At 51.5% G+C, this 22,852-nt stretch carries 21 protein-coding genes; 5 read left to right on the top strand and 16 right to left on the bottom strand.

Features of this window, described 5'->3' with window-relative positions; translation table 11 throughout:
• Positions 1-2: 2 nt before the first annotated feature.
• Both A3848_RS30935 and A3848_RS30930 read right to left on the bottom strand, forming a co-directional pair.
• Positions 3-953: an ABC transporter permease gene (locus A3848_RS30935; protein ID WP_074088856.1), complete on the bottom strand. Its 951-nt coding sequence runs from the start codon at positions 951-953 to the stop codon at positions 3-5.
• 83 nt (positions 954-1,036) lie between these two features.
• Positions 1,037-2,653 carry an ABC transporter substrate-binding protein gene (locus A3848_RS30930; protein WP_074088855.1) on the bottom strand — a complete coding sequence of 539 codons (1,617 nt, stop codon included), beginning with the start codon at positions 2,651-2,653 and terminating at the stop codon, positions 1,037-1,039.
• A 226-nt stretch (positions 2,654-2,879) separates the two neighbouring features.
• Between A3848_RS30930 and A3848_RS30925 the strand changes: the two genes are divergently transcribed.
• Positions 2,880-4,709 carry a glycosyltransferase family 2 protein gene (locus A3848_RS30925; protein ID WP_074088854.1) on the top strand — a complete coding sequence of 610 codons (1,830 nt, stop codon included), beginning with the start codon at positions 2,880-2,882 and terminating at the stop codon, positions 4,707-4,709.
• Positions 4,710-4,779: 70 nt separating this feature from the next.
• Positions 4,780-6,036: an MFS transporter gene (locus A3848_RS30920; protein ID WP_256702603.1), complete on the top strand. Its 1,257-nt coding sequence runs from the start codon at positions 4,780-4,782 to the stop codon at positions 6,034-6,036.
• A 113-nt stretch (positions 6,037-6,149) separates the two neighbouring features.
• Here A3848_RS30920 and A3848_RS30915 read toward each other — a convergent pair whose 3' ends face one another.
• The 6 genes from A3848_RS30915 to A3848_RS30890 form a co-directional block, all read right to left on the bottom strand.
• Positions 6,150-6,407 carry a hypothetical protein gene (locus tag A3848_RS30915; RefSeq protein ID WP_074088853.1) on the bottom strand — a complete coding sequence of 86 codons (258 nt, stop codon included), beginning with the start codon at positions 6,405-6,407 and terminating at the stop codon, positions 6,150-6,152.
• A gap of 262 nt (positions 6,408-6,669) precedes the next feature.
• The gene (gene clpB, locus A3848_RS30910; RefSeq protein ID WP_074088852.1) at positions 6,670-9,312 is read right to left on the bottom strand and encodes an ATP-dependent chaperone ClpB; all 2,643 of its coding nucleotides are present in this window, start codon (positions 9,310-9,312) and stop codon (positions 6,670-6,672) included.
• Positions 9,313-9,444: 132 nt separating this feature from the next.
• Positions 9,445-10,446, bottom strand: coding sequence for a DnaJ C-terminal domain-containing protein (locus A3848_RS30905; protein ID WP_074088851.1), 1,002 nt, complete (start codon positions 10,444-10,446; stop codon positions 9,445-9,447).
• Positions 10,447-10,804: 358 nt separating this feature from the next.
• On the bottom strand, positions 10,805-11,272 hold the full coding sequence (locus tag A3848_RS30900; RefSeq protein WP_074088850.1) for an Hsp20/alpha crystallin family protein: 468 nt from the start codon (positions 11,270-11,272) through the stop codon (positions 10,805-10,807).
• Positions 11,273-11,784: 512 nt separating this feature from the next.
• A complete protein-coding gene (locus A3848_RS30895) occupies positions 11,785-12,330 on the bottom strand; it encodes a hypothetical protein (protein ID WP_074088849.1) in 546 nt (181 codons plus the stop codon).
• A 61-nt stretch (positions 12,331-12,391) separates the two neighbouring features.
• Complete coding sequence (locus A3848_RS30890; RefSeq protein WP_074088848.1) at positions 12,392-13,417, bottom strand: helix-turn-helix transcriptional regulator; 1,026 nt, start codon at positions 13,415-13,417, stop codon at positions 12,392-12,394.
• A gap of 117 nt (positions 13,418-13,534) precedes the next feature.
• On the opposite strand from A3848_RS30890, the gene A3848_RS30885 reads away from it, so the two are divergent.
• On the top strand, positions 13,535-13,960 hold the full coding sequence (locus tag A3848_RS30885) for a VOC family protein (RefSeq protein ID WP_074088847.1): 426 nt from the start codon (positions 13,535-13,537) through the stop codon (positions 13,958-13,960).
• A 96-nt stretch (positions 13,961-14,056) separates the two neighbouring features.
• Here A3848_RS30885 and A3848_RS30880 read toward each other — a convergent pair whose 3' ends face one another.
• Together A3848_RS30880 and A3848_RS30875 are read right to left on the bottom strand one after the other, a co-directional pair.
• The gene (locus tag A3848_RS30880) at positions 14,057-15,265 is read right to left on the bottom strand and encodes a spr1629 family repressor/antitoxin (protein WP_074088846.1); all 1,209 of its coding nucleotides are present in this window, start codon (positions 15,263-15,265) and stop codon (positions 14,057-14,059) included.
• Between the two features lie 40 nt (positions 15,266-15,305).
• Positions 15,306-16,061, bottom strand: coding sequence for a spr1630 family ClpXP-sensitive toxin (locus tag A3848_RS30875; protein WP_074088845.1), 756 nt, complete (start codon positions 16,059-16,061; stop codon positions 15,306-15,308).
• Between the two features lie 275 nt (positions 16,062-16,336).
• Here A3848_RS30875 and A3848_RS30870 point away from each other — a divergent pair, with 275 nt between their 5' ends.
• Positions 16,337-16,981 (top strand): histidine phosphatase family protein, encoded by a 645-nt coding sequence (locus A3848_RS30870; RefSeq protein WP_305953454.1) that lies wholly within the window; start codon positions 16,337-16,339, stop codon positions 16,979-16,981.
• A gap of 37 nt (positions 16,982-17,018) precedes the next feature.
• Here A3848_RS30870 and A3848_RS30865 read toward each other — a convergent pair whose 3' ends face one another.
• The 4 genes from A3848_RS30865 to A3848_RS30850 form a co-directional block, all read right to left on the bottom strand.
• Positions 17,019-17,450, bottom strand: a complete 432-nt coding sequence (locus A3848_RS30865) for a hypothetical protein (protein WP_074088843.1) — start codon at positions 17,448-17,450, stop codon at positions 17,019-17,021.
• A gap of 98 nt (positions 17,451-17,548) precedes the next feature.
• Positions 17,549-18,448, bottom strand: coding sequence for a DNA-3-methyladenine glycosylase family protein (locus A3848_RS30860; protein WP_074088842.1), 900 nt, complete (start codon positions 18,446-18,448; stop codon positions 17,549-17,551).
• Entirely contained in the window at positions 18,429-18,983 is a 555-nt protein-coding gene (locus A3848_RS30855) for a methylated-DNA--[protein]-cysteine S-methyltransferase (protein WP_074088841.1), read from the bottom strand. Before A3848_RS30855 ends, A3848_RS30860 begins: the two co-directional genes overlap by 20 nt.
• On the bottom strand, positions 18,976-19,551 hold the full coding sequence (locus A3848_RS30850; protein WP_074088840.1) for a bifunctional transcriptional activator/DNA repair enzyme AdaA: 576 nt from the start codon (positions 19,549-19,551) through the stop codon (positions 18,976-18,978). The genes A3848_RS30855 and A3848_RS30850 overlap by 8 nt, the downstream gene beginning before the upstream one ends.
• 227 nt (positions 19,552-19,778) lie before the next feature.
• Here A3848_RS30850 and A3848_RS30845 point away from each other — a divergent pair, with 227 nt between their 5' ends.
• Positions 19,779-20,408, top strand: coding sequence for a hypothetical protein (locus tag A3848_RS30845; protein WP_074088839.1), 630 nt, complete (start codon positions 19,779-19,781; stop codon positions 20,406-20,408).
• 120 nt (positions 20,409-20,528) lie between these two features.
• Here the strand turns inward: A3848_RS30845 and kdgT are convergent, their stop codons facing one another.
• Positions 20,529-21,533, bottom strand: a complete 1,005-nt coding sequence (gene kdgT / locus A3848_RS30840) for a 2-keto-3-deoxygluconate transporter (protein ID WP_074088891.1) — start codon at positions 21,531-21,533, stop codon at positions 20,529-20,531.
• A gap of 170 nt (positions 21,534-21,703) precedes the next feature.
• The gene (locus A3848_RS30835; RefSeq protein WP_074088838.1) at positions 21,704-22,717 is read right to left on the bottom strand and encodes a tripartite tricarboxylate transporter substrate binding protein; all 1,014 of its coding nucleotides are present in this window, start codon (positions 22,715-22,717) and stop codon (positions 21,704-21,706) included.
• Between the last annotated feature and the right edge of the window lie 135 nt (positions 22,718-22,852).

The following is a 22,852-nucleotide window of genomic DNA, read 5'->3' as shown; positions in this document are numbered from 1 at the left end:
GGTCACCCCTTTAGTTGGATTCGCGGGTCCACGAAGCTGTAGAGTATATCTGCCACCAGATTGCCAAAGATCAGCATCAGGGAGGAGAACAGGGTAATCCCCATGATTAGCGGATAATCCATTCCCTTGACTGCTGTCATGCCCAGTGAGCCAATGCCCGGCCAGGAAAAAACCGTCTCCGTCACGATAGCACCCGCCACCAGATCCCCCATCGACATACCGAGCAGCGTAATCACCGGCAGCAGCACATGCTTCAGGACATGACGGAACAATATCGTTGACTTTTTGGAGCCAAAAGCATACTGAATCTGTACATATTCCTCCTTCAGCTGCCCAATAGTGCTGGAGCGGATATAACGCACATAACCGGCAAGAAAACCAAAGGCCAGCACGGAGCAAGGCAAAATGCCGTGCTTAAGCACATCCGCCGCGGATTCTACCCCAATGGTGCGCATGCCCATGCTTGGGAGCAGGTGAAGCTTGATCGCGAACAGGTACATCAGCAGAATCGCCAGCCAGAATAATGGAATGGAGATTCCAACATAAGAAATGAAGTTAATCAGCTTGTCGGCCCAGCGGTTGCGGTTCGCTCCGGCAATCAGGCCGAGCGGAATCGAGAGCAGCACAGCCAGCGCAATCGCGCTGCCCATCAGACCGGCGGTTGCCGGCAGGCGCTCCAGAATTTGCCCAAGGACGGGCTGGTGATTAACCAGGGAATACCCGAAGTTCCCCTGTGCCATTTCTTTGATCCAGATGAAATACTGAATATAGGCCGGTTTGTCCAGTCCCAGGTTATGACGGATACGCTCAATGTCATCCGCATGCATATTCGGTGTAACAAAAGACAGCACCGGATCTCCCGGAGCCAGCTTGATCATGGTAAAGCACACTACCGACACAAAGAACAGCATCGGCAGTGTTTGCAGCAATCTTCGTACGATGAGTTGTCTCATACGCAGCTTCTCCCGCTCCCCGCCGGCAAAAAAATAAGCTGGGCGGCCCAGCTTATTTTTTCCCGCACTTATTTTTCCCGCGCTTATTTCTGATAGATCTTGGACAGGTCTTCGAAAATCACGACAGGCTTCAGTACCGCTTCTTCAAGACCGCCGTAGTTCTTGGAAATAGCGACAACGGTTTTGGTATATGCGATGGGATAGATCGGCGCATCCCCGGCGACAATCTCCTGCGCTTTTTTGTAAATATCCGCACGTTTGGCTGGGTCGGCTTCGCCCGCACCTTCATTCAACAGCTTGTCGACTTCAGGATTCGCATAATGCGAATAGTTCGAAGACGCTCCCGAGGTGAACAGAATGCGGTAAGCATCTGGATCATAACCCATAATATAGCCGGTCAGGGCCAGTTCGAAATCAGTAGCCTTCAGGTCAATGAACTTCTGGACCCAGGCCGAAGAATCCATACTCTTCAGTTCAACATCCACGCCGACGGCCTTCAGCTTCTGCTGTACATACAGCGAGATGGCTTCCTGTGCCTTGTTGCCGCTCTGCACGATGAATCTCAGCTTCAGATTGCTGACTCCTGCGGCTTGGAGCATTTCCTTGGCCTTCGCTGCATCGTTATCAAAGGTTGGCACATCATTCGTGAAGTACAATGCATCCGGAGTCAGGAAGGATTTAGCCGGATCCGCATATTCACTGGAAGTGTAGGCGGTCTGGATGATTTCATCACGGCTGAGTGCCAGTGACAGGGCTTGACGGACTTCTTTTTTGGCCAGGACACCGGTATCGCTGTTCGCATTGAACATCAGATACGACAAACGTCCTTCGGCGTACGGCAGGATTTCAAAGTTGTTGGTCGCTTGAATCGTGCTTACATCCTTAGGATCAAGGTATTGCACATTAATTTCACCGTTCTGCAAGGCCAGATTGGCTGCGTTCGCATCCTTGGCAATCCGGTAGGTCACTGAATCCAGGTGCGGCTTGCCGCCGAAATAGTTGTCAAAACGCTCCAGTGTCAGATATTCGCCTGCTTTGTATTCTTTGAACTTGAATGGGCCGGAGCCTATCGGAGCAGCGTTTTTGGTGCTTTTCTCAATATCGGTTTCATTCTCAAAAATGTGTTTTGGAATCGGAGTGACCTGCACCAGCGTAGCCTCGAAAGCCGGACTGACCTGCGGCAGCTTGAATTCCACAGTCAGATCGTCCACCTTCGTGGCGGTGATTGGTTGGTCATTAATCAGGAAGTTGGCCCGCAGGAAGCTGTTCTGCTTCTCATCCAGAATCTTCTCGATAGTGAACACTACATCATCGGCTGTAAGCTTCTCCCCATCATGCCAGGTAAGTCCGCTCTTCAGCTTCAGTGTATAGGTAAGATTATCGGCAGATGGTGTCAGGCTGTCCGCCAGATAAAAGGTTTTCTTCCCATTGTTGACCTGGAACAGCGGCGCGTACAGCGCCTGGTCAATCGTCAGGCTGACACGGTCACCCGCATAGTTCGGATTAAGCACTACCGGGTCGGCTGCTACGCCGATAATCAGGCTTCCACCATCCTTCGGCCCTTCGCCCGCAGCAGGCTGCTGTGATTCCGCCGGCGTCCCGCTTGCTGCCGGTGATGCGGCGTTGTTCCCCCCGGAGCACGCACTAATCAAAAATGTTAACAATATGATAGCTATAACCCCAGATAACCCTCTGCGCATATCTTTCTCTCCTCCATTGTCTATGAGCAAGCTCACTCTTTATTTTTCTGAATTATATATCGGAATACTCGGAATTACAATGGATGTGAATTAACATAAATGTAACACGAAGGAAAAACATGGTTTGAACTCTTTATCCCGCAAAAAATGAGGGTTAGTCCAGTACCTCTGCAAATATATTGAATACATATAATCCATACATCTATCTGTACTGGAGTGGACCATGATGAACGAGAGCAAGAAGCGGGTGCTGCTTGGCAGCCCGATTCACCAGAAGCCGCAGATTCTGCAGGAATTCCTGAATTCTCTGCTGCGCTTGCGGCGCGTTAATTTCGAACTGGATTTCTATCTGATCGACGACAACGAGGATGAGGCATCCAGCCGTGTGCTTGAGGCCTTTGCAGCCCGCAGAAATGAAGTATTCCTGCAATCCTCCGGCCTTCATGACGCCTATATCCGCAATGATACAACCCATTTCTGGAACTCCAGCCTCGTCTGGAAGGTGGCGGGCTTCAAGAACCTGATGATCCGGCGGGCTGAAGCCTTCGACTATGATTATCTGTTCCTGATCGATTCCGACCTGATTCTGCACCCGGACACGCTGCTGCACCTGATTGGAACAGACAGGGACATTATTTCCGAGGTCTTCTGGACGCAATGGCAGCCGGGCACCCTGCTGCAGCCGCAGGTCTGGATGCATGATGAATACAACCAATGGGAAGCAGAGCCGGGCGAGCAGCTCAGCCAGGAGGAAATCAACCGCAGATTCCACCAGTTTCTGGCCAAGCTACAGCAGCCGGGCATCTATGAAGTTGGCGGACTGGGCGCATGTACCCTGATCAGCCGTAAGGCGATTACTGCAGGCGCAAGCTATGACAGGGTCCGCAATATCTCCTACTGGGGCGAAGACCGCCACTTCTGCATCCGCGCCGCCGCCCTGGGCATTCCACTCTATGTGGATACCCATTATCCGGCGCTGCACCTGTACAGGGACAGCGACCTTGACAAGGTGGCAGATTTCATCCGGCTCTGCGGGGTGGAACCAGAGGTTCTTGCTCAGGAGGACGCAGAGAATGAAAGAGCTGAAGAAGCGGTAGGGCAGGCTGAAGCTGAAACAACGGAAGAGACGGAGGACAGGGCCGGGGAGAACGAAGGGCACAAGCGGACTGCACCAGATGGTGCCGGGGCTGAAGCGGCTGCACCACCCGCCGCCCGGGACGGCGCCAAGCCTTGGACGGAGGCGGAGGCCCTACAGCGACTGCACAAGGCGCCGCTGCCGGAAGCGGGAACAGACAGCAACAAGGCTGCCCGTGCGGCAGCTGAATTTGCTGTATCTTTTGAAAGACGGGCTGCACTCCGCAGACCCAAGCTGACCCTGACCATGGTGGTCAAGAATGAAGGCCAGCGGTTCCTGCGGCAGGTTCTGCAGACACACCGCCAGTACATCGACGAGGCGGTTATCATCGACGACGGCAGCACCGATGGTACGGCTGACATCTGCCGGGAGGTTCTTCAGGGGATTCCGCTTCACCTTGTGCGCAACAGCATCTCCAAGTTCAGCAATGAATCCGAGCTGCGCAAGCAGCAATGGGAGGAAGTTGTGAAAACTGATCCCGAATGGATACTTAGTCTGGATGCGGATGAGATTTTTGAAGAGCGGTTTGCCGGAGACATCGACAGCCTGCTGCGTGAGGACAACTGCGATCTGTTCTGCTTCCGCCTGTACGATTTCTGGGATGACCGTCATTACCGTGAAGACAAGTATTGGCGCTCCCATCTGAGCTACCGGCCCTTTCTGATCCGCTACCGCAAGGATTTCAGCTATGCATGGAATGATCTCCCCCAGCACTGTGGACGGCTGCCGGAGAATGTTTTTGAGCTTCCCCATCTGCTAAGCAATCTGCGGCTGAAACACCTGGGCTGGTCCAAGGCAGAATTCCGGCTGGATAAATATCTGCGCTATATGCTGCTTGATCCTGATGGCCAGTACGGCTGGAAAGAGCAGTATATGTCCATTCTTGACCAGCATCCTAATCTGGTTCCTTGGACAGAGTGAGCGGTGGTATAATGAACCTCATGCGGTTAGAACCCTAACCAGGACGCACTTTAACTCCAGGAGGTACATCTTGAAAGCTGATCCGGCTCTCCATTCCGCTTCATCCAAACGCAATTATACACTGCAGCTGCTGACTGTATTCATTGGCTATCTGATCTTCGGCTTTTCAGAAAATATTAAAGGTCCCGCCATCCCGCGTATCCAGAGTGATCTCCGGCTGGATGAGATGCAGCTCGGTACCCTGCTGTCGCTGAACTCACTCGGGTATCTGCTGGCTTGCACCCTTACTGCCCTGCTGATCCGCAAGATCGGCATCAAGGCGGTCAGCTTGCTCGCCTTCGGCTCCATGGCCGTTTCCGGTGTGTTCATCTTCCTCTCCCATAGCTACCCGGCGCTGTCAGGCTCTTTTTTCCTGATGTATATCGGTAACGGCATGCTGGAAATCGGTCTCGCAGTGCTTGGAGCAAGGATCTTTGTGAAGAATACCGGGACGATGATGAACCTGTCCCACTTCTTCTATGGGCTAAGCTCAACCGTCGCTCCCTTGATCTCCTCCGGGCTGATGACGGTGACGGTATTCGGCCATATGCTGGATTGGCGCGGAGTGTATCTGATGATTCTGATGCTGTCCATGATTCCTATGATTCCAGCGTTTCTGGGCAAGTTCCCCGGCGATGCCACACGGACAGAGGACCGGATTCCGCTCTCCGCGATTTCCCGTGATCCGGTCATTTGGCTGCTGGTTGCTGTTCTTTCGTTCGGCGTGATCTCAGAGCTGGCTGTCGGCGGCTGGCTGGTCAATTTCCTGGAAAAAGCCTACGGCTGGGAAACACCAGCCGCGGCCGGCATGCTGTCCGCGTTCTTCCTCTGCTTCACGCTGGCCCGGCTTGTGCTCGGACCCCTGACGGACAAGATCGGTTTTGCGTTGTCGCTGATTGTGTTCTCTGCATTCTCGGGCATCTGTACTTTCGCTGCCATCCTCTGGGGAGAACCGGGAGCCGTGTTGTTCGCCATCGCCGGTCTCGGCATCGCGCCCATTTACCCGACAGTTATGGCGCTGATCGCTGACCGCTACCGCAATGGAAGTGATACGGCAATCACCTTCGTCGTCACCCTCATCGGTGTTGCCAGCGTGCTGGGCAACTACTTCATCGGTGCCATCACCGAAGGGATTAAGAAGCTATTCTCCTCGGGACAAGAGGAGGGAATCGGACTGCTGCGCGGACTGCAGGCTGGCTACGGCTTCATCGGACTGTGTGCGCTGTTGTGCTCTGTTTCGGCATATCTGCTGTATCGCCATATAAAAATAAAGGAGCAGCTGATGTAAGGGGGCTTGTCAGGTGCGTTAGCTCCGGCGTCTGTATCGTGACAGGTCCAAAAAAACAAGCGTCCCCAGCCTTTACGGCTTGTGGACGCTTGTTGGCCTGGAGCATAAGCACTCTAAAAAAGGCTGCTAAATATATACAGAGAAGCAGCCAGATTCACGGCGGATGCAACCAGCAGCAGCACATAATTAGCATATTGGCGTGAACCAGCTTTTGCCGGTGCGGCTCTGGTCTCAATCGCTTGAAATAAACACATCATACTTATGCTTAAGCTCGTCAATAGCAACCGTACATTTTCATTAGGCTTGATAAATACAAGAATTGCAAAGACAATGACTGCCGCCGAGAAAAAATAACGAATCCCTTTTAACAAAGATATGTTCCTGATTATCTCACCCCCGCCCGGTTCATGCGGCAAGCCGTCATTAGATTTCCAGCCATCACATCACCATCTATCTATTTTATTGGAACAAACTGGAATATGATAGAAGGAAAAATACGATTGCTTTGCTCAGTGAAATTGGGCAGCATAGCATACAGTTCAACAGCTGCGATGAATTTCGCAGCCTATTGAATTGTACGGGGTACAGCTACGCTATCTTTTTGATTTTCAAAGCGGGCTCCCGGCCACTTCATTATTTGGTGTGTAGCGCCTCTGCCGGCTTCGGATGACTGATCGATACGGACAGTTCGCCTCCAGCCTCGTTGACCTCTATTACCGAGCCTTCTTCTGCCTCACCTGCAATCAGGGCGCGCGCCACACGGGTCTCCAGACTCCGCTGGATGAACCGTTTGAGCGGTCTTGCACCATATACCGGATCAAAACCTTCTCTTGCGATAAACCGTACCGCTGACTCGCTAAGTACAAGCCCAACGCCGCGGTCTGCCAGACGCAGGCGGAGTCCGTCTACCAACTTGACCACAATCTGCTCAATTTCAGCCAACTGGAGCGGTTTGAACATCACAATGTCGTCTATACGATTCAGGAACTCCGGCCGGAAATGGCCGCTCAGCTCTTTCATGACCCGGTCCTTGACAGCATTCGTAAGCTCACCGTTGTCATCGGTGCCCTGAATCAGATGCGGCGAGCCGATGTTCGAGGTCATGATAATAATCGTATTCTTGAAATCCACCATCCGGCCCTGTGAATCGGTCAGCCGCCCGTCATCCAGCAGCTGCAGCAGGATGTTGAATACATCGGGGTGGGCTTTTTCCACTTCGTCCAGCAGCACCACCGTATACGGCTGGCGGCGTACCGCCTCTGTAAGCTGGCCGCCTTCTTCATAGCCGACATACCCCGGAGGTGCACCCACGAGACGGGAAACGCTGTGCTTCTCCATATATTCCGACATGTCGATGCGGATCATACCGTCTTCGCGGTCGAACAGCGACACCGCCAGTGCTTTGGCCAGCTCTGTTTTGCCGACCCCCGTCGGCCCGAGGAACAGGAAGGAACCGATCGGGCGGTTCGGGTCTTTAATGCCTGCTCTAGCCCGGAGTACCGCATCCGCCACAAGCCGGACGGCCTCCTCCTGCCCAACTACCCGCTCATGGAGCGTATCCTCCAGCCGTAGCAGCTTATCCCGTTCACCTTCAACCAATCTCGTCACTGGAACACCTGTCCAGCGGGATACGATATCGGCGATCTCCTCTTCGGTCACAGCCTCACGCAGCAGCCGGCTCTCCTGATCCTGCGAAGCGGCATCCTCTGCAGCCTTTAGCTGCCGCTCCAGATCGGGGATAATGCCATAGCTCAGCTCTGCAGACTTGTTAAGATCGTAGACCTCCTGCGCATCCACCAGGTCTTTCCGGGCCTGCTCCAGCTTTTTCTTCAGCTCACGCAGCCCCTGAATGGCCGACTTTTCTTTCTCCCAGCGGGCCGTCATGCCCAGATGCTTCTCCTTCAGATCGGCCAGCTCACGCTGCAGGGTTTCCAGGCGGCGCTTGCTGGCGTCGTCGGTTTCTTTTTTGAGCGCTGCTTCTTCAATTTCCATCTGCATCAGACGGCGGGTAACCTCGTCCATCTCGCCCGGCATGGAGTCAATTTCCGTCCGGATCATGGCACACGCTTCGTCCACCAGGTCGATGGCCTTATCCGGCAGGAAGCGGTCCGTAATATACCGGTTCGACAGAACACCAGCGGCTACCAGCGCGCTGTCATGGATTTTCACCCCGTGATGGACTTCGAAACGCTCCTTCAGCCCCCGCAGAATGGAGATGGTATCCTCCACATCCGGCTCGTTGACCAGTACCTGCTGGAAGCGGCGCTCCAGCGCCGGGTCCTTTTCAATATATTTGCGGTATTCATCCAGTGTCGTCGCTCCGATACAGTGCAGCTCGCCGCGCGCCAGCATCGGCTTCAGCATGTTGCCAGCGTCCATCGCGCCTTCGGTTTTACCCGCACCGACAATCGTGTGCAGCTCATCGATGAACAGAATGATCCGTCCGTCACTCTCGCGGATCTCCTTCAGCACCGCCTGCAGCCGCTCCTCGAATTCTCCCCGGTACTTAGCCCCGGCGATCAGCGCACTCATATCGAGCGAAAAAATCGTCTTATCCTTCAATCCCTCCGGTACATCCTTACGGACAATCCGGTGGGCCAGCCCTTCAACAATCGCCGTCTTCCCGACACCGGGTTCACCGATCAGCACCGGATTGTTCTTGGTTTTGCGGGAGAGAATGCGGATGACCCTGCGGATCTCCCCATCACGCCCGATGACGGGGTCAACCTTGCCCGCCCGCACCTCGGCCACCAGATCGCGCCCGTATTTCTCCAGCACCTCATAGGTCGCTTCCGGTTCTCTGCTTGTCACCCGCTGATGGCCGCGAATCTCCGCCAGCACCTCCAGCAGCTTGTCACGCGTCACGCCCCGGCTGGTAAATAGTCTGCTGAGTTCCCGGTTCCCGCTGCCGGAATCTGACACCATCGCAAGCACCGCGTGTTCCACCGCCACGAATTCATCCTGCATCTGTGCAGCTTCCTTCTCGGCCTGCTCCAGCACGGCGATCAGCGACGGCGAGGCATACCGCCGCATCGTCCCTGCGCCGGAGCCGCTGACGCTGGGCTTCCGCTGCAGTAGTTCCTCCGTACCCTGCATCAGCTCAGGTACGGGAATATTCATCTTCTGCAGCAGGCGCGGCAGAAGACCCTCATGCTGCTGGAGCAGCGCCTTAAGCAGATGGAGATTGTCAATCTCCTGATGCCCGGCGGCGGCTGCCAGCGACTGCGCTGCGGCAACCGCCTCTTGCAGCTTCTGTGTTAATTTGTTGAAGTCCATTTCCTTCATCACCTTTCTGTGGTTTTGCTTGTTCGCCGGGAACCCGGGCGACCGCGGCGCGCCCAACAACGGCGTTTCTGCCGTTGTTTCCGCCTGTTCCGGCCGCGGCGCGGGCTCGCGCCCGCCCGGCCCTTAACGCATCGCGGCTTTGCGCCGCGATGCACCCGGGCCCTTCCGCTTGGGCCCGGCCTGGAAGCTGCCAGCTTCGGACAGCTGGCGGTACAGCTTCTTCTCCGCCTCCGTCAGGTCGGCGGGGATCACAATCTCCACCGCGAACAGAATATCACCGTTCGCCCCATTCGGCCGCTTCAGGCCCCTGCCGGAGAGGCGCAGCGTCTGGCCTCCGGCCATCCCGGCCGGGATCTTCAGCTTCACGCTGCTGCCGTCCGGCAGCGGAACCTTGGCTTCGCCGCCAAGCACGGCCTGCCACGGCGCAATTTCTACCGAGCCATACAGGTCCCCGCCCTCCGGCTCATAGATTTCATGCGGCAGGAGCTGCAGCGAGATCAGCAGGTCACCGCCCTGCGCTGCTCCATTCCCGCTGCTGCCGGGAATCCGGAGTACGGTTCCCTCAGCGGCACGGGCCGGAATGTTGACATTCACGTCTCTCCCGCCAACCTGGACCCGGATGTCTCCGCCTGTATACGCCTGCTCCAGTGTGACCTCAAGCTGCGCCTGCATCGTACTGCGGGCCTCGCCAAAAGGATTGCCGGCGCCCCCGCTGCCCGAGAAGAAATCAAATCCTGCCCGGTCCGCAGCCCCCCGGCTGCCGAAAAACATGTTAAACAAATCCTCGCCCTCCATACCGCCGCCGAAGGAGGTGGAGCTGCCGCTCCAACCTGTACCAAAAGGCGTCTCCCCATACGACGCATACGAAGCTCCGCCCCGCCGCTGCCCCTTGCCGGCTGCTGCGCCGCCGAAACCATAACGGAGCTCCTCGTCATAGGATTTTCTTTTCTCATCATTGCCCAGTACTTCGTAGGCTTCCGCCGCTTCCTTGAACTTGGCTTCCGCCTCCGGTGCCTTATTAACATCGGGATGCCATTTCTTGGCGAGCTTCTGGTAGGCCTTTTTAATCTCCTGCCTAGAGGCCTTTTCCCCTACTCCCAAAGCTTCGTAATAGTTTGCCGCCAAGGATACCTCCTCCTTTCGTGAACTAGAGCCGTATTCCTTGTCTACCTTTAATTACCCTATTTTCTATTGCGGTGCTGTAGAAGCTACAGCTGATCTATTTCGTGAAAAGGCGCACCATAGCCGGAATCCCCACTACAATGCGCCTGTATGATGGTGCTATATGAAAAGCCCGGTGAATCGGCTGTTCCTGCAGGGATCTTAGGGGAACGGCGCTGGCCGCGGCCCGGAAACCCTTTTTACCAGCCCATCCGGCCGGACTTGAACGTCTGCTTCCTTCAACATTTACAATCCATTGTGCATACGCTCAGCGCGCTCCGCTTCCCCCGGATGCCTGCCACATGCCCTTCCTGATTTGCTTTTATTGAAGCTGCTCACCGGAGTTGCCGCTGTCCTGAATCTCAATGCGTTTGCCCAGTGGTTTTTGCCGTTTCGGTACTGACAGCGTTAGCAGGCCGTCCTTCAGCGAAGCGCGAATCTCATCCTCAGCAATGTCCTGTACGTAGAACCGGCGGACATACTCTCCATATCGGCGTTCTCTGCGCACCACCTGATGGTCCTTGTTTTCCTCACTGTGTTCTTCCTTGCGTACTGCCTTAATCGTCAAATAAGGACTGGCATAATCAATGTCGATTTCCTCTTTTGTGAAGCCGGGCAGTTCCGCCTCAATCAGATACGCTTGCTCACTCTCACGAATATCTGTACGGAAGGACAGGGTGGAGCTTTTCATCGGTGCAAAGAAATCATCATTAAACACTTCATTCAGGGACTTGGCCAGCACACCAAAAGCATCATCTCTGCGTTTTCCAAAAGGAACTAAATCAAACATCTCTCATTCTCCTCTCTTTGACTTTGACTTTATTTGACCTATGGCTTTATTATAGCCCCCTTTCCGGGGGAAGACAAAACCTGTATAAGCCGAAAAACCGGGGAAATCCGGCATATCAGCTCATTTTTGAACCCAAATTTTAGTGTTATTCTTTTTTTGACCTTATTTGACCTTTGTGGCTGAATAACGCTCCCGGTACTCATTCTCCAGCATGCTCATCATCACGGCGTCATGGTACTCATGGTTATAGAAAAGCGTCTGGCGCCGCACGCCCTCCCGGACAAAGCCAATGAACTCACGTGCGCTGCACGTGTATTATATGCATAAACCTCAAGTTCAATCCGGCATGCGCCATTGTAGCCATATATTCCGATTTAACAATTCTCCCCCTATTGTATGGATAATTTATTTATACGACTGTATCGCCCATTCACCTTTTTTATATACCAGCCAATATTCTGAATTAGCCTTCGCCTTATGTCGTTCCATGTTGTTATAAACATCATCAAAATTCATAATTCTTCCAATGATATTAAAAGGGATTCTCCAATGTCTTGACCTAATGGGGGTACATTCTTTCGGTAAGACTTCAATTTATTTGAAATTAGACGTCCAAATACGTCCATATATTGATTTTTATCTTTATAGAAAATTTTGTTGAACCAACCATCATCATGTGCCAAATATACAAACTTATTATTGAGTTTTTCAAAAAACGGGCTTCCGAACGGCTGTTGATAATGACCTAAATACAACAACTCCGCTTTCTCCTGAGGTGTGAGATCATCAAGGGTATTCATTTCATCAAAATCCACCCAACAAAAATCACCATAAGAATACACATTTTCTTCGTATAGGTCCTTTAGATTTTCTTTTCTTACAAATTCTAACCTTAGTCCATAATGGAAATCTTCACCTGTATATCTCGATGCAAGGAGCAAAATATTGTTCGGTTCAACTGTAAGACAATGGATAAAGTCAATAAATTCAATCCCCATTGAAGTTGTTGACTGTTCATTTTCGTTATAGATCATGTAAATGACATCTTTTGTTTTCATCTATAAACCTCCGCAATCGGATTAGTCTTAACAGGCTTCTCAATTATTCTTCACTGCTGCACTAACTATATTTCGCCAGCATTTCCGCGAGCAGGCCCTTAACCCCCGCGACTAGTTCTGGCGGTTCCTGTACCGCAGCCTCAGTGCATAGGCCAATCACGAACCGTGTGAAAAAACCCAGATCCTTGTGCGGGATCTCTCCTTCCAAGTAGCCGGTGCCGTCTTCGCGGATATGGAGCAGGGATGCCGACCATAGCTCACCCTCGCATGCCTGGACGCCTTCATGGGTTAGTTCAACGTACAACCGGACTTGTTGAGGGTTCTGGGCTGACGCCCTTCCCCGTTTCCCGTCTGCTCCTGCCTCTGAATCCTTCTGCCTCTCCGCCCGGTTCCCCTGCTGCATAGTACTGTAAGCATCTTTATTCCCCAGATGCACATCCCGCAGATCCAGCGGTGCGAGGTCAGAGGTGTCATACACCGCTGCATGTATCCGGTCACAGCGGAACACACGAATGCCGCCCCGCAGGAAACAGTAGGCCGGACAATACCACAACCCGCTGCTCGCATAGATGCCGATCGGCTGAATGGCTCTTTCCATACGTTCACCCCTGGTTTCATAAACAATCCGCAGCACTTTTTGCCCCGTTGCCGCTTCCAGCAGAATAGCGAGATATGGAAACTCGGCTTGTCTTGACGGGATTACGAAATCTATCCGGTCCTTCATCTGATCTATTCGGTCGCGGACATCCCCGGACATATAATGATAGAACTTGTGCAAAGCGGACAAGGATTCTTCCTTGAACGGCAGATAGTTGTAATGGCGCAGAGAATGGCTGGCAAAAAAAATCGCTACCGCTTCCTCCTCCGTAAAGGCAATGGGCGGGAGGATTCTCTCGTTCAGCACCTGGTATCCGCCGTGGGGCCCCACTTCGGAATAGAGCGGGACACCCAGCTCACCCAACTCCTGCAAATCCCTAAGGATGGTGCGCGTGGACACGCCGAATTCCACTGCCAGCTCTTTGACGGTGAACTTTCGCTTGCGGTTGACGGTCATCATCAGGTCCAGCAAGCGTTTGGATTTAGACATAGCACAGCTCCAATATCTTTTTATTTGTGACAATACTTGTCACTATTATACCCTACAATGAATATATAGCCCAGCCGCTGGTGGCGGGCAAATCCAACTGTAGGGAGAGATTTGAACATGACTATACAGCTGAATCCTTTTATCCTGCTCGACGGAAATGCGCAGAAGGCGATTGAATTTTATCAGGAGACGCTGGGAGCGAAGCTGCTCTTCAAGCAAACGGTAGGAGAAGGGCCGCAGAACCCCGATACACCGTTGTCAGAGGAAGCCAAAGCACGCATTGCCCATTCCGTACTGCGCGTGGGAGAGACGGATTTTTACGTAGCCGATCTGGAGGAAGGACAGGCGCTGATCCCGGGCAATGGCATCAACATTTGCATTACGGTAGACAACGCCGTAGAGGCAGAGCAGCTTTATCACTTATTAAAAGAAGGCGGACAAGTTGATATAGAGCTCGCCCCCGCCTACTTCAGTCCTGCGTTCGGCATGGTCACCGACAAGTTCGGTGTGGCTTTCCAGGTGTTCACAAAGCGCGGGCAATAATTGAAGAATCCCCTTCTGCTATTGTTAGCGGAAGGGGACTTTTTTGTTCAGAAAACAAGAATGAAAATCTTCTTTTCAATGCAGCTATAGCAGCACCTACATATCATCACTAGAAATATGCTCGTGTATTTTTGTTACATTTTGAAGACCAAAATCCAAGTTTCTCGTCAAATACCTGTTAAAAAATTCAGGCTCAATCCCTGTCAATTGATGAAAGAAGGACATTTCGGCTTTCCAGTCGTTTTCAATCATATGACAAATATCCACTAAGCCTCTCTTCGAAACGAGATCGATAATGGATTTAACCTTCATTGGCTTTTGGATCGGAATTATTTTATCAAGCGGTTCCCTTTCCAAATATTTTTTTCGGTGCATTGCCGCGTAAAAGTTCCGATGATCCTTGGGTTCCATAATCCCAAGTTGAGTTGCCCTATATCCCAACACCTGCAACGAAGTTTTCCATTTCTTTTTCAAATCGAGGTAATCGTCAGGGTTAGTGATATAGACAACATCCTTCATATCCATTGTAAATTTGTCTTCTGGCAACAATAATGCTCCAGCAAACAGATTCGCTTCATTCTCAATCATTTTGTGCTCTTTCCGGTCCAGGTTTGCAAACTCAAGGCGATAATGAAGCAACAGATGACCCAATTCATGTGCGATGTCGAAGTTTCTCCGAACAGCTGATCGTTTCATATTGCCTAAGATGATATACGGACGATCGTTTTGGGTCCAAAGGCTGTAGGCATCAATCTCCTCACCAATGGCCTTCTCAAAAACAAAAACTCCGCTTTTCTCTATCAGGAACATGAGATCATCATTTGTTGATTGTACTAAATCAAGTCTTTCTCGCGCCAAACGAGCAACATGATTGATTTGAGCCACTCTACCATCCTCTGAGTTATTTAAGTACTTAATAGCCTCGTCTCTTAACTTGAGGATTTTCAGAGTAGGAAGGCTAACTTTGGCTGTAATATAGTTCACAAAAGCATCCAAGTATTCTACATGCTTCGCTTCTGCCTGCGTTTTCGAGATAACATTCAAGATTTTCGAACGATAAGCAATTTTCATTAAGTCTATGTTGACAGGAGTCATATACCTTGCAAGCATATCTTCCGTATAAAAATATTTACTTTTCACGTTAAAAATCCGTTTCAACTCATTAACTATTTGCAATTTCGGTGATGTATATGCGTTCTCATACTGCCAGACAGCTTGTTCTGTAACACCTAACTTTTCGGAGAGCTGTTTTCTCGAATATCCATGCATGATCCGTAAATTGGCCAGATTGTCACCAATGAACATGCCTGCTCCCTCCTTATTGAGCTAAAACAATTCTGTTTTCTCATGATTGTTGTTGTTCATCTTCAAATATTCCTATATCAAATGCAGCCGGATCCATAATATCCTCATTCAGTTCCGGTGCTACTACTTCACGATCCTCATCTGTCAGATCAGCTCCGGAGATAAAGTCCGAGAGATCTTCAACTAGATAAGCGATGTTATCACTAGGATTAGGCAAATAATGCTTGATTTCAGATACCTGGTAGGCTTCATCCAGTTCATAGGTCAGTATATGAAACTGATTATAGTAAGAATTAAAATTTTCCAGTTCCTCTTTTACCCTGCTTTCTACAATCCAGAATGAAATTTGCTCAACGAGCTCATTTTTTGATGCTTCTTTGGATGAATTTCCTGTGGGAGAGAATGTTAAGTTTCTATTGATTTTTGAAAGCTCATGAAGATAGGTGCGCCGCTCCCCCTTCTTAGTACTATTGTTCGGCAGCTTTGCTTGTGAAAAAGAATTCTCATCGAAGTAAGCAGCATTCTTAATGAGAAAAAGGATTTTCGAGTCTCCATGGATGAATTGGAGATAGTCCCATGTTAATCCGGCCTTCGATTTCTTGTATATGAAGCCATGATTAACAGACTCTTCTGCAAGCCTACTTTCAATAAAATTACCCTTCGTCCAGGCAAAAGCTGAACTGATTTTCATTTTTGACTTTCGATCCTTACGATGCTCAATATAGTCGTGGTATCCATCTACAATAGCATCAACAATCATTTGATTGTGTTCATCAGTGAATTTATATTCATCCATATCAACCACTCCGATTCACAATTTTAGAGGCGTTTCTAGTGTAATCGAAATCGGAATGGATGGAAATGATTTTTTTTAAATTTTTTAAAGTTTTTTCAATAAATCCTTTAATTTTTATAGTTAAAAGGACTTTCTAGTAAATTATTCTCTTTTTCGGTAAATATTATTCATAGTTCAACAACAAGGATTCCCTAGGGCTTTTCTTTTCTGAATAGCATCAGCCCTCCTACGTATACTATGCCTCATTAGCTTATTCTAAGCGGGGGGCGCTGATAGTGAAAAAACTGGTTTATGCATACATGATTACTCTGCTCCTAATGGTTTCAGTTTCAGCACCTATGATTGAAGCGGCCGGATATACAGTAGAAGCCAAACCAGTGGACCCAGCGCTATTGGCTTCGCTCCGCCAGGGCGGGTACATCCTGTTCGTCAGACACGGTGAAGCAACAACGGGACAAGATCAACCAAACCTCGACCTCAGAGACTGCACAACCCAGAGGAATCTTTCCAATGAAGCTAGAAGGCAGGCCGTACTTTTGGGAAAAGCCATCAGGCGCCTGCACATCCCGGTTCAAACCCCGATTGTAGCCAGCCCCTTTTGCCGGACCAGGGAAACGGCAGCCTTAGCTTTTGGAGCAGACAATGTTCAGACCGATCCCTTCTGGGTCAACATTTACAATTTGAGTGGTAACGTTACCTCAGACGAACAAGAAAGCACATTAACGGCCCTGAGATCTGTATTGGAGAAGACTCCAGCTGAGGGAACTAATCAAGTGATCATTGCCCACAGCTTTCCCAGGGGTCTAGGGTTGGGAGAGATCCCCTACTTAGGGACTGTGGTCTTGAAACCCAAAGGTGAGGGTCATGGTTATGATATTGTGTCCAGGATTTCCTTGAGTGAATGGTTAAGTACACAGTGAACGCTTGGGCTCCGGCAAAAGAATGAACAAACTTACCCTAATAGGGAATCCAACATCTCATTGCCGCAGGTAACGGCATCGCTCCCCAATCAAGGGTATTTATACCTCTCATTCTACCCGCCAGCCCGATTATGGCGAGATCAGACGTATTTATACCTCTCATTCCATCCGCTAGCCCGGGTATGGCGAGATCAGAGGTATTTATACCTCTCATTCCGTCCGCCAGCCCGATTATGGCGAGATCAGAGGTATTTATACCTCTCATTCTACCCGCCAGCCCGATTATGGCGAGATCAGAGGTATTTATACCTCTCATTCTACCCGCCAGCCCGATTATGGCGAGATCAGAGGTATTTATACCTCTCATTCCGTCCGCCAGCCCGTTCACGGCGAGATCAGAGGTATTTATACCTCTCATTCTACCCGCCAGCCCGATTATGGCGAGATCAGACGTATTTATACCTCTCATTCCATCCGCTAGCCGATTATGGCGGGATCAGAGGTATTTCCGCTGAAGGATGGCTTTCCTGGTTCGGGGAGTTACACCGAGGTAGAACCATGAGCTGATTAATACAGCGCCCGCCACAAATAAAAGGTGGCATAGGCCTCCCAGCCGCGCCAGGGCTCCGCCAGCTTCAAAAGCTCTGCCGGGGTCGGCTTCCGGTCCATGCCGGTCAGGAATTTGACCGCATTCTGCAGGCCTACATCCCCCACCGGGAGAGCCGTGGTATCATCCAGACAGCGCATCCGGACATACTGCGAGGTCCACGGACCGATGCCGCGAATCTGGAGCAGCCGCTGCTCGGCAGCGTCCGGGGATGGCAGCGCAAGCAGCTCTTCACGGCTTAAGCCGCCGCTGGCAATTAGTGCCGCCACATCCAGCACCGTCCGCGCCTTGCTGCGGGTCAGCTGCAGGGCGCATAGCTCCTCCTGCTGCACATCCGCGAATACCTCCGGCCTTGGGAATTCATAATACATATGTCCTTCATATTCCAGCGATTCTCCATAGGCAGCCGTCAGCTGCTGCTTCAGCCTGTAAGCAAACGCCAGATTCACCTGCTGGCCCAGAATGGCCCAGCACAGCGCTTCGAACAGATCGGGAATGCCCACAATCCGCAGTCCCCTATGCTGCTCCGTAAGCGGCCCAAGCAGCGGATCGGCTTCTGCCAGACGGTAGAACGGTACCAGATCACGGTCCAGATCGAACCATTCCCTAATGTAGCGGGCCAGCCACGCTGCCGCTTCAGGACCAGGAGTTTCGCCGTATAGCAAGGCTACCCGCAGCTGTCCCCCCTCCGGGACCGTCAGCCGGACAAGAACCGGGTGGTTATCCAGATTGAAGTAACGGGTCACTCCCTCCTGATCCGTCCGGTACAGGCATTCAAGCGGAGAACGGTTCAGGTAATCCAGGCAGACGCCGAAATCGAAGAACTCCGGCAGCGTCAGCTCAAAAAGCAAATCGTTCATGGCCCGCCTCCCCCACATGCAGAATACCTTCCAGCGCCAGCAGCTCCTGCTTCAACTTAAGACCGCCCCGGTAGCCGGTTAATGTTCCGTTCGTGCCAATAACCCGGTGACAGGGCAGAATGACCGGAAGCGGATTCTGCCCGTTCGCCGTTCCTACTGCGCGCATCGCCTGCGGCCTGCCGATCCTCCCGGCAAGCTCCCGGTAGGTAATGACCTCACCATGCGGAATGGTCGCAAGTCCTTTCCAGACCTCCTGCTGAAACGGAGTTCCCCAGATATCCAGAGGGATATCCTTGAAGCTGACCGGTACCCCCGCAAAATAATTCTCCAGCTCCCGGGTAATCCCGAGCTGCGCGAACACAGCCTGATGCTCCTGATAACGGTGCAGCGGAGCAAAGGCTTTTAGCCATGCCCCCTCAGGCAGCTTCTCCTCTCTCCCAAAGGACAGGCGGATTAAGCCTTTGTCACTGGCCCATAGGGTCCAATCTCTATTCCCCAGGTTCAGGGTATGATGGTAAATCGTGATTTCATTCATGATGAATTCCTCCTTGGATTTGGCTGCGGTAATCGGTCGGCGCCAGGCCGGTTTTTCGCATGAACCATGCGGCAAAGTGTGACGGCCCGCGAAAGCTGACCGCTTGTCCCACCTCAGCAACCGCAAGCTCTGTATCCGCCAGCAGCGCGCACGCTTTCTCCACGCGCAGCTGATCCAGCCTCTCCGCAGGCGACCGCCCGGTGACCCGCTTATATGTGCGCTGGAGATGAAACGGGCTGACCTTCAGCTGTGCGGCAAGGGATTGGAGTGTAACCTTCTGCCCAAATTGTGCCTCCATCAGCTTATCCGTCTCGGATGCAAGCACCGCGTCCGGGCGCAGCACACCGCCTTCCTCCGGGCGGCATCTTTTGCAGGGCCGGAACCCCGCCGCTACCGCCTGCTCCAGCGAATCATAAAAAACGACATTGCCTGCCTTTGGCGTTCTTGCCCGGCAGGAGGGGCGGCATACAATATGTGTTGTCAGCACCGCTGTATAATACACACCATCATACTTTGGCTCGCGCCGCACAACGGATTCGTAGATCTGCTCGAATAACGCCTGTTCCATCGGAAATCACCTCTTACCGCCAGTATATACGATTCAATTTGCCTTATGCAGCCCTTTGAAACAGGAGAGCAAGATTACGACAGCGCTACTATAGGCCGTACTTTGCTCTGTACTCCACTCGCCCGGGGAGGTACAATAAGTTATTCATCGAACCAACTACGGTCAGGAAGAACATAATATGGTAATATTATAAATATTTCCATTAGCGAACATTCAGGAGGATCACTATGCAAAAGCACTTATGGCTATTAATCACACTTTTTCTTTCCCTTGCGTTATTTACAGGCTGCAGCTCATCCGCCTCAAGCAATGCACCTGAACCCAGCCCTACGGCCTCTGAAATTGCAGCACCCTCTTCTGAGAGCACTTCGCCTCCTGCTGAGAGTGCAGCTCCTGCACCTGAGAGCAGTACTTCTCCGCAGGACAGCACAGCCGAAACGGCAGCCGTTCAAGCCGCCACAGAGTATAAGAATTCCGAGTACACCGTCAAGGATTACGCAGATGTCCTGTCTGAGGAGAGCATTGAGCAGAGAAACGATGCGATGAGATCCTATCTGACAGAAGATTTTTATCAAAAAGCAGTCAGCACCCGTTACACGGCCCTGCCCTTGCAGGTGGTCCAGAAGCAGCAGATGTCTGTGAAGCCGGAAAATCTGAAGTTCACCCTAACGGATGGAACGAAAAAAGATATCGTCGAACTGAAGTACAACGTAGACCTGGTACTGCTCAATCAGAAGGGTAAGGAAAACAAGCGGGTGCCTATGGAGGGCATATTGACTATGTTTAATGTGGATGGGCAATGGCTGGTGCAAGGCGACCGGTTTGACAACGCCGCGTTCAACAAGCTGATCAACTAATTTCATCGGTTATTCAAAAAAAGCCCCTCCAACTTCCGCCATAACGGCGTAGTTTGAGGGGCTAAATGTATGAGGACACTCTTCTATAAACTGTATAATTTTCGTTGTTATAAGAATATATTATATGGCTGCTTTTGAAGCCTGAAGATCCGCAGGGCCGTCCGCAACCGGCGGGTTCTTCTTCTTCATGTAACCAGAGTAGTAAGCGGTAATGATTGGAACGAGGATGGAAGTCACGATAACCGATGCTGCCACGAGCGCGGTTGCTGTCTGGGCGGCTGGCAGAAATTCAGGTTTCATGTTGGCTACCAGCATAGGGTTGGCTACAGCGGCTCCGGCAGTACTGGAAGCGGCAAGTCCGGCAGTCCCGTCACCACGGCCAATGTACTTGTCAGCCAGAATCAGCGGAACACCTGTAATGATGATAACAACAATCCCCAGCAGAATGCCCAGCAGGCCTGTATCTACAATGACACCCAGGTCAATGGAGCTGCCCAGTGCGAAACCAAAGAACGGAATCAGTGTCTGTGTAGCTTTACCGAAGTAAGCGCGCAGATCATGATCCAGGTTACCCAGCAGGAATCCGACCAGGAAAGGAAGCACAGCGCCAACAAATACGTGCGGTTCGAATATGGCTACCCCGGTGCTGCCCAGGATCAGCATGGTTACAAGCGGACCGGATTCCAGCGACATCAGTACAAATGCGCCAGATTCTTCTTTCGTGCCATACTGCTGCATAATGGAAGCGTACAAGCCGCCATTGGTCATATCCATTGCGGAAATGATCGCCAGAACGGATAATCCGGCAAAAAATCCGGTTTGAACGCCGCCCTCAGGCAGGAACTGAATGGCAATTAAGGCCACCACCCAAGCTACCGCGATTTTGGTCAATACAAGTGTTCCGGATTTGCGGATTACGGTTCCGGTTGCTCTAACATCAATAGCAGCACCCATACAGAAGAACCAGACGGCCAGAATAGGTACCGTACCCGTCATCAGGCCTTTGGTGAAGCCTCCGAAATATTCGCCTGCATTCGGGAAAGCCGTGTGGATAATGGCACCAAGGAACAAAGGAATCAGCATCATGCCGCCGGGAATCTTGTCGATCGTCTGTTTGATTTTCATGTGATTGATCATACCCTTCTTTTAATAGGCTTTAAATTTTTTGCAGAAATTGATTATTTTGTCTTCCATAGGCGCAGCAAATCAGCCCCCCGAATCTAACCATCCGTTACAGTACGCAAACCTGCGGACAGCTGTCTCTGAGAGAAAATTTGCTTGACTACGCTTTCACATCACTTACGGCTAAGTCCGAGCTCCGGGATCATTTTGGCGAATAAATCGTCGCTTTCTTTTAATTGCCTGGAAAAGTCTTTGCCGTCCTTAACCATCAGTCCCAGTCCATTTACACTCATATACTCGCGGAATGCCTTGTCTTCGGTTCCTTTGATAAATGCCCCGGCGAGTATATCCGCAATGGCGTCCGGTGTGTCCTTGGGTACAGCAAGTCCCCTCCATGTACTGGTGAAGTTCACATGAATTCCAGTCTGCTCTTCCAGAGTCGGAACGCCCGGCAGCGCTTCAGAGCGCTCATCAGCGTTAATCGCCAGTGTCCGCAGCTTTCCTTCATCCACATATTTTTTCACTTCGGCGGGACTCACAGGCACCGCATCCACAAATCCGTCCATTAAAGCGGAGACGGCGGGCCCAGCACCTTCAAAGGGAATATGTGCAAACTTCACACCTGTTTCCCGTTCTAACGTTATGGCAGCTAAATGCCAAATGCTTCCCGTTCCTGCGTTTCCCATTTTCAATTCACCTGGATGCGCTTTCGCAAAGTCGAGAAATTCATTTACGGTTTGCCACGGCGCGCCTTGCCTTACGGTTATGGCGGAAGGATCAAAATTCGTTTGAGCGATGGGTTTGAACTTCTCATAGGTAATCGGCAACAGCCCCAGATGTGGAAGGATGGTTAGTTCGGCCGGCAAAAAAGTCACCGTATACCCGTCCCCCTTGGCACTCGCGCCTTCCATCAGTCCGACGGAACCTCCGCCGCCTGTGCGGTTGACAACGATAACCGGCTGCCCCAGAAACTTCTCTGTCGCTTTGGCTAATGCCCTTGCTGTTGTATCGGTTCCTCCGCCTGCAGCGTACGGCACAATTAATGTGATCGGCTTTTTGGGAAAACCAGCCTGATCTCCCTTGTTGCTGCGATCGTCCGTAACGCGGTTTCCAATAAGAAGGAGGATTACTACAGCCAGCAGCGATGCCGCCCAGATTCCTATTTGCATTCCCCGTTTCAAAAGCATCCCTCTTCTCTTATTAAAGGATATCGAGCTGCTGGCGGGAACCTGAAATCCTGCCGTATGCTCTATCGCCCCACCCCCGAATTCTCAAGCATCATAGCTGTGAAAGTTTTCTCAAATAGAACTTTATCGTATTCG

The organism is Paenibacillus sp. P32E (assembly GCF_001909085.1).
GTDB classification, from domain to species: Bacteria; Bacillota; Bacilli; order Paenibacillales; family Paenibacillaceae; genus Paenibacillus_AQ; species Paenibacillus_AQ helianthi.
The sequence above is the reverse complement of the archived record's forward strand: the minus strand, read 5'-3'. Positions and strand labels throughout refer to the sequence as shown.